The sequence below is a fragment of the Amycolatopsis sp. M39 genome (assembly GCF_001651785.1).
GTDB lineage: Bacteria > Actinomycetota > Actinomycetes > Mycobacteriales > Pseudonocardiaceae > Amycolatopsis > Amycolatopsis rubida.
This window is the reverse complement of the sequence record NZ_LWSF01000027.1, coordinates 41,362-53,028: the sequence shown is the minus strand read 5'-3', so window position 1 is coordinate 53,028 and position 11,667 is coordinate 41,362. Positions and strand designations below refer to the sequence as shown.

At 69.2% G+C, this 11,667-nt stretch carries 13 protein-coding genes; 9 read left to right on the top strand and 4 right to left on the bottom strand.

Annotated elements, in window-relative coordinates:
• Positions 1-78 precede the first annotated feature (78 nt).
• Together A4R44_RS37270 and A4R44_RS37265 are read left to right on the top strand one after the other, a co-directional pair.
• Complete coding sequence (locus A4R44_RS37270) at positions 79-714, top strand: TetR/AcrR family transcriptional regulator (protein WP_067591664.1); 636 nt, start codon at positions 79-81, stop codon at positions 712-714.
• Position 715: 1 nt separating this feature from the next.
• Complete coding sequence (locus A4R44_RS37265; RefSeq protein ID WP_067591662.1) at positions 716-1,012, top strand: DUF6204 family protein; 297 nt, start codon at positions 716-718, stop codon at positions 1,010-1,012.
• Here A4R44_RS37265 and kynU read toward each other — a convergent pair.
• Positions 987-2,285, bottom strand: coding sequence for a kynureninase (gene kynU / locus A4R44_RS37260; protein ID WP_067591660.1), 1,299 nt, complete (start codon positions 2,283-2,285; stop codon positions 987-989). The genes A4R44_RS37265 and kynU overlap by 26 nt on opposite strands.
• A gap of 180 nt (positions 2,286-2,465) precedes the next feature.
• Here kynU and A4R44_RS37255 point away from each other — a divergent pair, with 180 nt between their 5' ends.
• The 4 genes from A4R44_RS37255 (at position 2,466) to A4R44_RS46665 (ending at position 6,273) form a co-directional block, all read left to right on the top strand.
• A complete protein-coding gene (locus A4R44_RS37255) occupies positions 2,466-3,827 on the top strand; it encodes an APC family permease (protein WP_067591654.1) in 1,362 nt (453 codons plus the stop codon).
• Positions 3,824-4,663, top strand: a complete 840-nt coding sequence (locus tag A4R44_RS37250) for an MBL fold metallo-hydrolase (RefSeq protein ID WP_067591652.1) — start codon at positions 3,824-3,826, stop codon at positions 4,661-4,663. Before A4R44_RS37255 ends, A4R44_RS37250 begins: the two co-directional genes overlap by 4 nt.
• Positions 4,664-4,726: 63 nt before the next feature.
• Positions 4,727-5,290, top strand: coding sequence for a hypothetical protein (locus tag A4R44_RS37245; RefSeq protein WP_067591648.1), 564 nt, complete (start codon positions 4,727-4,729; stop codon positions 5,288-5,290).
• On the top strand, positions 5,287-6,273 hold the full coding sequence (locus A4R44_RS46665; RefSeq protein WP_093574142.1) for a hypothetical protein: 987 nt from the start codon (positions 5,287-5,289) through the stop codon (positions 6,271-6,273). Before A4R44_RS37245 ends, A4R44_RS46665 begins: the two co-directional genes overlap by 4 nt.
• 32 nt (positions 6,274-6,305) lie before the next feature.
• Here A4R44_RS46665 and A4R44_RS37235 read toward each other — a convergent pair whose 3' ends face one another.
• Complete coding sequence (locus A4R44_RS37235) at positions 6,306-6,797, bottom strand: arsinothricin resistance N-acetyltransferase ArsN1 family B (protein WP_093574141.1); 492 nt, start codon at positions 6,795-6,797, stop codon at positions 6,306-6,308.
• Between the two features lie 42 nt (positions 6,798-6,839).
• Here A4R44_RS37235 and A4R44_RS37230 point away from each other — a divergent pair, with 42 nt between their 5' ends.
• Together A4R44_RS37230 and A4R44_RS37225 are read left to right on the top strand one after the other, a co-directional pair.
• Positions 6,840-7,397, top strand: a complete 558-nt coding sequence (locus A4R44_RS37230; RefSeq protein ID WP_067591645.1) for a helix-turn-helix domain-containing protein — start codon at positions 6,840-6,842, stop codon at positions 7,395-7,397.
• 85 nt (positions 7,398-7,482) lie between these two features.
• Positions 7,483-8,883 (top strand): MFS transporter, encoded by a 1,401-nt coding sequence (locus tag A4R44_RS37225; RefSeq protein WP_067591642.1) that lies wholly within the window; start codon positions 7,483-7,485, stop codon positions 8,881-8,883.
• Here A4R44_RS37225 and A4R44_RS37220 read toward each other — a convergent pair.
• Together A4R44_RS37220 and A4R44_RS37215 are read right to left on the bottom strand one after the other, a co-directional pair.
• Positions 8,774-10,363, bottom strand: a complete 1,590-nt coding sequence (locus tag A4R44_RS37220) for a DNA polymerase domain-containing protein (RefSeq protein WP_067591639.1) — start codon at positions 10,361-10,363, stop codon at positions 8,774-8,776. The genes A4R44_RS37225 and A4R44_RS37220 overlap by 110 nt on opposite strands.
• A 15-nt stretch (positions 10,364-10,378) precedes the next feature.
• Positions 10,379-10,858 (bottom strand): MarR family winged helix-turn-helix transcriptional regulator, encoded by a 480-nt coding sequence (locus A4R44_RS37215; protein ID WP_067591636.1) that lies wholly within the window; start codon positions 10,856-10,858, stop codon positions 10,379-10,381.
• Between the two features lie 84 nt (positions 10,859-10,942).
• Between A4R44_RS37215 and A4R44_RS37210 the strand changes: the two genes are divergently transcribed.
• Positions 10,943-11,578, top strand: coding sequence for an FMN-dependent NADH-azoreductase (locus A4R44_RS37210; protein WP_067591633.1), 636 nt, complete (start codon positions 10,943-10,945; stop codon positions 11,576-11,578).
• The last annotated feature ends 89 nt before the right edge of the window (positions 11,579-11,667 follow it).

Below are 11,667 nucleotides of genomic sequence, written 5' to 3'. Positions count from 1 at the left end.
TTCTCCTCAGATGCGATGTCCCGAGGCTGGGAAAAAATAGAGTCGACACCAAGTTTGCAGTCTGCTTCACTATCCGGCGTGGGACTTCGAGAACGGAAGAAGCAGGAGACGGTGCAGCGCATCGCGGAAACCGCGCTGCGGATGTTCGTCGACCGCGGATTCGAGGCGGTGACGATCGCCGAGGTGGCCGAGGCCGCCGACGTCGCGGTCAACACCGTCTACAACCACTTCCGCGTCAAGGAAGACCTGGTGCTGCCGCCGTCGGAGGCGTCGGCGGGACGGCTGGCCGGGATCGTGCAGGCGCGCGGGCCGGGAGTGTCCGCGGCGCGCGCGGTGCTGGACCACCTGCGCGGCGAGATCCAGCGGCGCTCGCGGACGATCGGGCTCAGTCCGGGGTTCGGCCGGGTGCTGCCGATGATGCTGGCCGCGCCCACGCTCGCCGCCCGGCTGCGGGATCTCGGCGAGCAGATGGTCGCCGAACTCGCCGACCTGCTGGCCGCGGAAACCGGCGCGGCGCGGGGAGATCCGGTGCCCGGGCTGGTCGCCGCGCAGATCGGGTGGGTGCACAACCTGCTGTACGGCGAGATCGGCAAACGCACCGTCGCCGGCGAGCGACCGGACGACATCGCGGAGGCGGCACTGACGCTCCTCGACGCGGTGGAAGGCCTGCTCGGCGAGCAAGTACTGACTTATGCGATCCGGAAGGACACTTGACATGGACGCGTTCCGCGTGATCATCCGCGGCAAATTCGACGCTCTCGACGAGGCCGCCCGTGCTTTGCTGGAGGCCGAGACCGACGTCGCCTTCACCGAGGAAGGCACCTTCACCCACGACGTCAACGCGACGGCGTTCACCTTCCGCTGCCAGGTCCCGGCCGGTCCGGACGACGACGAACGCGCGGCCAAAGACGGCGCGACCGCCGCGTTGGCCGCGCATGGCCTGCCGTACCGGGACCTGAACTACGCGGTCACCGACCTGCGGACGATCAAGATCCGGCGCAAGAACCGCTAGCGACCTCCGCCAGCGCGGTCGCCGCGCGCCAGCAGTCGTGGAAGGTGGAGTACATCGGCACCGGCGCGAGGCGGATGACGTCCGGGCGGCGTGCGTCCGCGACAACGCCGTGCCGGATCCGCAACGCGGCGCTGACCTCGTCGGCGGCCAAACCGTGCAGGCGGACGGAAAGCTGTGCGCCCCGACGGTCTGGGGCGCGCGGCGTGAGCACCTCCATCGGACCTTCCGCGCAGATCTCGCCGAGCAGCGTTTCCAGGTACGCGGTCAGCCGGATGCTCTTGGCGCGCAAGGCGTCCATGCCCACCGCGTCGAACATCTCCAGCGAGGCTCGCACCGGGGCCATCGCGAGGATCGGCGGGTTCGACAGCTGCCACGAGTCGGCGGTGTCGACCGGGGTCACCGTCGGCCGCATCCGGAACCGCACGTCCGGGTCGGTGCTCCACCAGCCTGCCAGCTTCGGCAGCGAACGGTCCGCGAGATGCCGCTCGTGCACGAACGCGCCCGCGATCGCGCCCGGTCCGCTGTTGAGATATTTGTAGGTGCACCAAGCAGCCCAGTCGACGCCCCAGTCGTGCAGCCGCAGCGGCACATTGCCCGCCGCGTGCGCGAGATCCCACCCCACGATCGCTCCGGCGGCCTGCCCGGCGCGGGTGATCGCCGGGATGTCGAGCAGTTCTCCGCTGTAGTAATTGACTCCGCCCAGCAGGACGAGCGCGACCCGATGCCCGTGTTCGGCAAGCCAGCTGGCGATGTCCTCGCTGCGCAACGTCGATTCCCCGGGACGGGGCGAAAGCCGGATGACGGCTTCGTCCGGGTCGTAGCCGTGGAACGCGACCTGGCTGCGCACCGCGTAGCTGTCGGACGGGAACGCGGTGTCCTCGATGACGATCGCCTGCCGTCGCGGGGTCGGCCGGTAGAAGCTGACCATCATCAGGTGCAGGTTGACCGTCAGCGAGTTCATCAGCACGACCTCGGCCGGGCGCGCGCCGACGAGCCGGGCGGCCGGATCGCGTAGCTGCTGGTGGTAGGAGACCCACGGACGCGCTGCTGCGACGTGGCCTTCGACGCCCAGCCGGGCCCAGTCGGCGAGTTCCGCGTCCAGCGCGGCGCGGGTCGCGGCCGGCTGCAGGCCGAGGGAGTTCCCGGCGAAGTAGGCCGCCTCGGGGTAGCCGCCGCCGGTCGCGGGCGGGAGGTGGAACCGCGCCCGCAACGTCGGCAACGGGTCCTGGGCGTCGAGATCGCGGGCGGCCGCTTCGGCGAGGGCCACGGTCATGGGAACTCCACAAGGTCGGAGAAGGAACGCGGGCTTCTCATCGTTCTTGCCGGGCGTCATGCCCGTCCAATGCCTGATTCGCTCGCTCCCATGCCCGCCCGGCTATCCCGCGGTATTCCCGAACGGCTATGCCAGGGCGGGCATTCGGTATTTCCGAAGCGTCGCGGATTGGGTCACGCTGTGCCGATCGACAACGGCCAGCAGAAGGCAGTGATCAGGATGCCGACCGAAGCAGACGCGAACCTCAAGCGAAGCATCTCCCTTTTCCAAGCCGTCGGAGTTTCGTTCCATCAGGTAGTCGGCGGCGGGGTCGTCGCGTTGATGGGCACCGCCATCGCGCTGACCGGGGCCGGCGCGCCGATCGCCTTCGCCATCGCAGCGCTCGCGGTGATCGTCTATTCGCTGCCGATCGCGTCGCTCGGCAGCGCGATGCCGGTCACCGGCGGCCGCTACACCTATGCCGCGCGGCTGGTCTCGCCTGCCGCCGGATTCGCGTCGATGTGGCTGTCCGCCGTGTCGGTCATCCAGCTCAGCCTGATGGCGCTGGCCGGGGCGAACTACGTCAGCGCGCTCATGCCGGGCGTTCCGGTCCGGCCGCTGGCAATCGCTCTGATCACGGTGTTCTTCCTGACGAACCTGGCGGGCGCGACGTTCTCCAGCCGCGTCGGCATCGTGCTCGCGGTCGTCATGCTCGCCGCCTTCCTGCTGTACGGGATCGCGGGTGCCGGGCAGGTGCGGTGGAGCGAGTTCGGGAACCTGACCCCGCACGGCATCGGCGGCTTGCTCAACGCGGCGGCCATGCTCACCTTCGCCACCACCGGTGCCTTCCTCATCGCCGACATCGGCGGGGAGATGAAGCGGCCGGGACGCGACATCCCGCTGTCCGTTGTCGGCGGCACTCTCGTCGCGGCGGTGATCTACGTGGTCGTGGCGATCCCGTCGGTGGGCGTGCTCGGGGCAGCGGCGTCCGCGGGCAAGCCGATGTCGGACGTCGCCCGGCACCTCCTTTCCCCGGGCGGTTTCGCGTTCTTCATCCTCGGCGGCGCGATGGCGTCGGTGATCGGCCACATCAATTCGCTGCTGCTGGCCGCGACGAAACCCGTGCTGGCCGCGACCGGCGACGGCTGGCTGCCCGCCGGGCTCGGCGCGGTGAACCGCCGGTTCGGCACCCCGCACTGGCTGCTGACGATCCTCTACCTGATCGGCGTGGTGCCGGTGCTCGCCGGCTTCAGCGTCGCGAACATCGCAGCCATGACGTCGATCGTGACCGGGCCGTTGCTCACTTTGCTGATCATCGCGTCGTGGCGGGTTCGCCGGCAGTGTCCGGAACTGCACGCGGCGGCCCCGTTCCGGATGCGCCGGACGTCGCACGCCGCGCTGTCCGTGCTCGGCGTCGCGATTCTCGCGGTGCAGACTTGGTTGCTGCTCAAGCAGATCACCCTGCCGGCGCTGCTCGCGCTGGCAGCCTGGAGCGTGCTGGGTCTCGTCGTGTGGCTGGCCCGCCGTTCTGCTTCCGTCAAGCTCGAAAGCGAGTACGCATGACCACGCAGCTCATCCTCCTCGGCACGGCGGGCGGTCCCGCACCGAAACGCACCCGGAGCGCTCCGGCACAGGCGATCGTCGTCAACGGAGCCACCTATGTGATCGACTGCGGCAACGGCGTCGCCCGGCAGCTGGTGCACGCGGGCATCCCGCTCGACTCGTTGCGCGCGGTCGGCATCACCCATCACCATTCCGACCACAACGCCGACTACGGCAACCTCTACCTGCTGGCCTGGGCCGCCAACCTGGAACGACAGGTCCCCGCGTTCGGCCCGCCGCCGCTCGCGGACATGACCCGGCATTTCCTGGCGATGAACCGCTTCGACATCGACACCCGGGTCGGCGACGAGGGTCTGCCTCCGCTGGACGAACTGCTCGACCCGCACGAGGTAGCGGCGGACGGCGTGGTCTTCGAGGACGAGAACGCGCGGATCACCGCGGCCCGCGTGGACCACCCGCCGATCGTGGACGCGTTCGCCTACCGAGTGGACACTGCGGACCGGTCGATCGTGATCTCCGGCGACACCGCGCCGTGCGAGAACCTGGTGCGGTTGGCTGCTGGTGCGGATGTGCTGGTGCATGAGGTCATGTATGTGCCTGCGGTCGATGCCATGGTGAGCCGGTACAACGGCACGACGTTGCGGGATCACCTGCTGGCGAGCCACACGAGTGTCGAGCGGGTCGGTGCATTGGCCAAGGAAGCGGGGGTGGGGACTCTCGTGCTGTCGCATTTCGTCCCGGCTGACGCGGATATCGCCGACGAGGTGTGGCGCGAGCACGCCGCGGCCGGGTTCGACGGTGAGGTGGTCGTCGGGAAAGACCTGCTGCGCCTCTGACCGGATCGGGCCGAAGTCGCGTCGTTCCCCGGGTTCGGCACCCTTCGTACCTACAGTGGCCAGGTGACTACGCCTGCAGAGGACCAGCGCGACCACGTGATGGCGCGCGCGTCCGCGCTCCGCCGTGAGCTTCGCGCGGGTCTGGCGCAGCTGCCGGACCAGGCGGAAGACGAACGCACGCAGACGCTCGACGCCTTGGCCGAGCGGGCGGAGGCGCTGCTGAGCGCCGAGAAGGAGGTCGACGCCGCCGTCGAACAGGTGCGGCTCGCCCGGTTGGCGGCGAAGCGCGGGAAGGTGCAGCGGACGACGCTGTACCTGGCGGTCGCGCCGGTCGCGGTCGGGATGGTGAGCGGGGCGATGATGCTGTTCGGCGCGCTCAACGCGGTCTGGCTGCTGCTCGCGTTGCCGCTGCTGGGAGCCGGACTGCGGATCGCGTTCGGGCCGCTCGGGCCGGCACCGATGATGGTCAACCGGCGGCAGCGTGCCGCCTGGAGCGGAGTGCTGGCCGCGGTCTTCACCGCGGTCGCGCTCATCGGGACCGGGCCGGCCGCCCAGCTGATCGTGGTCATCCTGGCCGCGCTCACCACGGTGGCGACCGTGGCGTTCCTGGTGCGGGAGGCGCGGTGACCTACTCCGAGTACTACCGCGACACCGAGTACTACCCGGCCGAGGAGGGGCCGGAGGCCGATCCGGAACTGCTCGCCCTCACCGACACCGTCGGCGGTATGCAAGAGACCGTCGACGATCTGGAAAACCGCACCGTCCGCGAGCTTTCCGAACTGCGCGAGACGGTCGAGTCGTTCGCCGAAACCCATTCCCGGCACGAAACCCGGCTGGACCACACCGCACGGCAGCTCGAACGGCTCCGGCAGCGGTTGCTGGTGCTCGAACGCGCGGTTCGGGTGTCGGAGAAGGTGCCGGTGGTCGACCTGGACGACGTCGGCCCGCGGCTGCGGCAGCTCGCCGCGGAGGCGGAACGGCGGCACAGCCTGGCCGCGCAGTTGCTCACGCCGAGTCAGCGCCGACCGTACGAAGAGGATGTCGCGCGGCTGCCGCAGGCACGGGAAGTGTTGGGGCAGAGCGAAGAAGCGCTGATCGCCGTGCTGGAGGTGCTGGCGAAAGCCGAGCGTGGCACACCGGAACGCGACGACGCGGAGTCGCGACTGTCCGAAGTGATCGCCCGGCGGCGCGGTGTGCTGGATCGCCAGCTGCCCGCCGCGCAGCAGGATGCCGAAGCGGCGCAACAGGTTCTGGCGGCCGACGAGGTGACGCGGACCCGGGTGCTGCCGCAGATCGAGAAGTGCGAACGGGATTGGGAAGAGCTGCATTCCCGGCTGCGCGAGCGGATCACCGACGCGATCGGATCGAGCGCGTTGCTGCCGGTGTGGTTCACGCACGCGTTCGGAGTCGCGCCGCCCTCTGGTGCGGCGGGGGACAAGTGGATCCGCGCAGCGACTTCCGCGCTGGCCTACCGGGTGACGCACGGCGTGGTCGATCCCGCGCTGCCGCTGGGGGAACCGCCGCCCTCGGACACCGACTGGACGGAACCGAAGTGGTCCTGGCGGGCCCGTCTGGAGCACGACATCGAGGAACTGGACTTGGGCTCGTGAGTGGCGATCCCGGTTCTCCCCGGGATCGCCACTCACGAGGTCAGTTCGCGCTGCATCCACGTCACGTCACGCCACGCACCATGCTTCCACCCGATCCGCCGATAAGTCCCGATCACCTCGAAGCCCATCGCCTTGTGCAGCCCCACGCTGGCTTCGTTCGGCTGCGTCATCCCAGCCACCGCCATCCGGAGGCCGCGCTCGGCAAGCCGGGCAAAGAGGGCTTCGTACAAGGCTTTCCCGCCACCCGCGCGTCGACGGTCCTGTGCCAGGTACACACTCACCTCGCACGACCAACGGTAGGCGGCACGCTCCTTGTGCGGACTTCCGTACGCGTATCCGACGACCTCGCCGTCGATTTCCAGCACCAGCCACGCGTACGACTTCGTCGCCTTCGCGATGCGGGCGGCCATTTCCGCCGGCGTCGGCGGTTCGGTCTCGAAGCTGATCGTGGTGTCCCGGACGTACGGCGCGTAGATCGCCGCGCACGCCGCAGCGTCCCGTTCTTCGGCAGGTCGGATCAACATGTCCCTGATAGTAGACACGATCCGCTGCTATAGTCGACCACTGTGACCGATCCCCTCTCCGCCTCGCTCGCCGCGGCGGTGCGCGAAGCCCGGCAGGACCGCGCGCTGTCCGCTGGCGTCCTCGCCGAACGTTCCGGGGTTTCCCGCGCCATGATCGGGAAAATCGAGCGCGGCGAAGCGCAGCCGACGGCCGTGCTGCTGAGCCGCCTCGCCACCGCGCTCGGGCTCACGCTGTCCGAACTCATCGCTCGCGCGGAGGGCGACGACCGCAGGTTTGTTCGGCGCGAAGACCAGCCGACCTGGCAGGATCCGGTCACCGGTTACGTGCGCCGCGCGGTTTCGCCGCCCGGGCACGGGGCTACCGAGCTGGTGGAGGTCGACCTGCCGCCCGGTGCGAAAGCCGGGTTTCCGGCCAGTTCCTATGCCTTCGCCGATCACCAGGTCTGGGTGCTGTCCGGCCAGTTGCGGTTCCACGAAGGCGAAGTCGTGCACGAACTCGGCGAGGGCGACTGCCTCCAGCTGGGCCGCCCGGCCGACTGCGCGTACGAGAATCCCGGTGCCGAGGCGTGCCGCTATCTGGTGGTACTCACCAAAATGTGACCCAGTTCACGCCTGATTTGTCTGATTACCGGGGTCTCCCGCCCGGACATGATGCGACCGCGGAAGCATCCGGGAGGAGAAACAAGTGGGTTCGTGGCGCGAATTGGGAGCGCATTTCAGCACCGCGGCCGTGCTGGCCGGCGGTGTACTGGTCGGCGCGGTCAACATTTATGTGGCGGCCAGCCTTTTGCCGACCGCGGTCGCCGACATCGGAGGGGAGCGGCTCTACGCGTGGAACATGACAGCGTTCCTGGTCGCGCAGGTCGTCGCGACGATGTTCGTCAGCCGGGCGCTCGCCCGCCTCGGCAACGCGGCGGCGTACTACCTCGGGTTCGGCGTTTTCGCGGCGGGCTCGGTGGTGTGCGCGGTGAGCCCGGCGATGCCGGTGCTGCTGGCCGGTCGCGGAGTGCAAGGCTTGGGCGCCGGATTGCTGACCGGACTTGGGTTCGCGGTGATCCATTCGGCGCTGCCGCGGCATCTGTGGACGCGGGGGAGTGCGTTGATCTCGGCGATGTTCGGCGTCGGCAACCTCGTCGGCCCGGCGCTCGGCGGGTTGTTCGCGCAATTCGGTTCGTGGCGGGCGGCGTTCGTCGTGCTGGCTGGCGCAGCGGTCGTGATTGCGGCGCTGGTGCCGCGGGCGCTCCCGCGCAGTGCGCGAAGCGGCGAGCCGACCCCGGTGCCGACGTTCGCGCTGGTGGCCGTCGTGGGCGCGGTCGGAGCGGTGAGCATCGCCGGAATCTTGGCCAACGTCGTCGCGATGGCCGCGTGCATCGTGCTGGGATTCGGTTTCGTCGCGGCTTTTCTGCTCGTCGAGAAGCGGGCCGCGGTGCGGGTCCTGCCCGCTGAGGCCTACGAGCCGGGCTCGCCGCTGCGGTGGATCTACCTGACCATCATGTGCCTCGCCGCGGGAGTCTCGGTCGAGGCGTTCCTGCCGCTGTTCGGTCAGCATCTCGGCGGATTGCCGCCTGCCGCAGCGGGTTTCTTCTCCGCCGCGTTGTCCTTCGGCTGGTCCGCCGGCCAGATCGTCAACTCCTCGGCTCGCCGCGTCCGGCTGCTCTGCCTGGCCGGACCGACGCTGCTGGCGGCCGCGTTCGTCGTACTTGCCTTGCTGCAGAAGGAAAACGCCTCGGTACTGGCGTGGCTGGTCGTCCTTCTCGCCGGGGGCACGGGGATCGGCATCGCCATGCCGCACCTGTCGGTCGCCGCGATGGCCAGCGGTCAGCAAGCGGCCGCCGCGATCGCGACCGTGCTGACGATGGCGACGGCGTTCGGTGCCTCGATCGCCGGTCTGCTGGTGAACTTGGGCGCACCGTCGATGGTGACGTCCGCGCGCTATCTGCTGATCGGCTTCGCAGTCGTGGCCGCGGCGGGGATTTTCACGACAGCCGCGGCAGGCGTTGGCGCACGTCAAGCAGCTGCGCGAACGGATCTCCCGCCTTCGCCACGCGATCGAGCACCGTCTGGATCGTCCACCGATCCGGAGTGAGGCCGGGGTCGTCGAGTTCGTCCCACTCCAGCGGGACGGACACCGGCGCCCCCGGCTTCGGCCGCACGCTGTACGGCGCGACGAGGGTTTTGTTCAGCACGTTCTGCGTGTAGTCGAGCCGCGCCAGCCCGCCGCGACGGTCCTTCTGCCACGCCCAGCTCACCAGGTCCGGCACGGTTCTGCCGATCGATTTCGACACGGTTTCCGCCCATGCCCGGGTCTCGGCGTAGGTGTACCGCGGCTCGATCGGCACCCAGATCTGGATCCCGCGTTGCCCGGTCGTCTTCGGCCGCCCGATGAGCCCGAAGTGATCGAGCGCGGTGCGGTGCAGCCGGGCGAGCGCGAGCACGTCGTCGAACGAAGTTTCCGAACCGGGGTCGATGTCGAACAGCAGCCAGGTCGGATGCTCCACGTCGGACGTGCGCGACGTCCAGGCGTGCAGTTCCAGCGCGGCGAAATTGGCCAGCCAGGCCAGATCCGCGACGCCGGAGGGCACGAGGTACTGCTGCACGTCGCCGGGGCCGGCTGCCTCGTAATGCCACCGGTGCAGCCACTCCGGCGCGTGGCCGGGGACCTCCTTGTGCCAGAACCCGGGTCTGCCGGCACCGCCGGGGAACCGGTTGGTGTTGAGCGCGCGGCCGGCGAGGTAGGGGAGCATCGTCGGCGCGATCCGGGTGTAGTACTCGATCAGTTCCCGTTTGGTGATCGGCGCTTCGCCGTCGCGGCCGGGGATCAACGTCTTGTCGAGATTGGTGAGCTTCAACTGCCGCCCGGCGACCGTCCACGTGCCTTGCTTGCCCAGTTCGCTCAGCGCTTTGAGTTCGTCCTCCGACGCTGGCTCGAACACCGCGTGCAACGGTACTTCCGCCTCGGTCGCGGGCAGATCGCTCCGCCACAACGCAGGCGGAGCGGCCGCGATCTCGTCATTGGTGAGCCCGCTTTTCACCGACTTCGGATGATCCTCGGCGTCCCAGCCCGAGGTGGCGTGGTCATCCCGCTTGTGCAGCAGAAACCACTGCTTTCCGTCATCGTCCTTCTGGGGGCGGATCAGCACGAAGCGCCCGGCCAGCTTCTCGCCGTAGAGGTCGAAGTGCAGGTTCCCGTCCGCGAGCGCCTGCTCGGGATCGTCGGTGCCGACCGGCTCCCAGCGTCCGCGATCCCACACGATCACGTCGCCGCCGCCGTACTCGCCGCGCGGGATGACACCCTCGAAATCGGCGTACTCCAGCGGATGGTCCTCGACGTGCACGGCCATCCGCCGCGCCTTCGGATCGAGTGTCGGCCCCTTCGGCACCGCCCAGCTGACCAGCACGCCACCCAGTTCGAGCCGGAAATCGTAATGCTTCCGCCGCGCCCGATGCCGCTGCACGACGAACCGGTAACCAGGTTCCTTCGGGGTATTCGCACCAGAGGGCTCGTCGGTCTTCGCGAAGTTGCGCATGGCGCGGTACTTCGCCAGCCGCTCGGCGGCACCGTCCATGCGCTGCCCCTCCCGTCAGCGGGTCGGCGGAGGCTCCTCGGTGCAGGAGCTGCTGTCGACCGTTCCGGAAGCCGCTTGCAACAGCAAGTTGTAGAGCTGCTCGCGCTGATCCGGATCGAGCGCCGCGAAGACCTCGTCCTCGACCGCCGCGAGCGCCGCCTCGGCCCGGGCCAGCTCCTTCGCGCCACGCTCGGTCAGCACGACGACGTGCCGCCTGCGGTCCTCCGGCGAACGGCGCCGCTCGATCAGCTGGTCGGCTTCGAGATCGTTGAGCAGGCCGACGACGTTGGTGCTGTCCATCTCGAGGATCTGCGCGAGGGACTGCTGGGTGCTGGAACCGCGGGTCTGGAGGACGGTCAGGGCGATCAGATGCCGGGGCCGCAGCCCGAACGGGGCGAGCACGCTCTCCGCGCGCAGCCGGATCCGGCGCGCGAAGTGCTCGAGCAACGCACCAGACCTGCGCGGAGCCTGGGCGACGAGCGGCAGCGGAACCATGTGTCCAGTCTACGAGACAGTCCGGGTGGCTGCCGTGCTATAAATGGTTTGTCTTACGCAAACTATCTACGGACGGTCATCGACATGGCACACCTGCTGCACCTTGACTCCAGCATCAACGGCGACCGCTCGGTGAGCCGCAAACTCAGCGCTCGCGCCGCACAAGCCTGGCTCGCGGCTCATCCGGACGGGACGGTGACCTACCGAGATCTGGGCGCGAACCCCATCCCGCACCTGGACCCCCTGGCCTGGGAAGCCCGCATCACGCCCGCGTCCGAGCACACCGAAGACCACCGCGAAGCCGCCCGAATCGGCGAAGAACTGGCCGCGGAAGTGCTGGCCGCGGACACCGTGCTGCTAGGACTGCCGCTCTACAACTACGGCGCCCCCAGTTCGGTGAAAGCCTGGGTGGACCGTCTGATCGCCGCCGCGGGCGACGACCCGTCCGTCCTGGGCTCCGGCCGGGAACTCCTGGTACTGGCAAGCCGCGGCGGCGGCTACGGTGAAGGCGCCCCTCGCCACGGCTGGGACCACGCAGAAGGCTGGCTGCCCCACGGTCTTTCCTTGACCGGTCTGGAACCGCGCTTCATCACCGCGGAATTCACCATGGCAGGCGTCAACCCGGCGCTGGCGGAATTCCGCCAGCATGCCGAAGAAAGCCTCGCCGCCGCGGAACGAGAAATCGACGCCCTCTGGACTCCCGCCGCCGCCACCCGCTGACGATCCAACGCCCTCCCGGAGGCAGCGAGCCGGTCGTGAGGGGAACCCGCAGAGACTCAGATTCCCCCAGGGTTCCCCTCACGACACCG

Coding starts and splice junctions, on each gene's coding strand:
- A4R44_RS37220 (WP_067591639.1), bottom strand. CDS start 10,363: ATGGACGGTGCCGCCGAGCGGCTGGCGAAGTACCGCGCCATGCGCAAC.
- A4R44_RS37265 (WP_067591662.1), top strand. CDS start 716: ATGGACGCGTTCCGCGTGATCATCCGCGGCAAATTCGACGCTCTCGAC.
- A4R44_RS37250 (WP_067591652.1), top strand. CDS start 3,824: ATGACCACGCAGCTCATCCTCCTCGGCACGGCGGGCGGTCCCGCACCG.
- kynU (WP_067591660.1), bottom strand. CDS start 2,285: ATGACCGTGGCCCTCGCCGAAGCGGCCGCCCGCGATCTCGACGCCCAG.
- A4R44_RS37210 (WP_067591633.1), top strand. CDS start 10,943: ATGGCACACCTGCTGCACCTTGACTCCAGCATCAACGGCGACCGCTCG.
- A4R44_RS37235 (WP_093574141.1), bottom strand. CDS start 6,797: ATGTTGATCCGACCTGCCGAAGAACGGGACGCTGCGGCGTGCGCGGCG.
- A4R44_RS37215 (WP_067591636.1), bottom strand. CDS start 10,858: ATGGTTCCGCTGCCGCTCGTCGCCCAGGCTCCGCGCAGGTCTGGTGCG.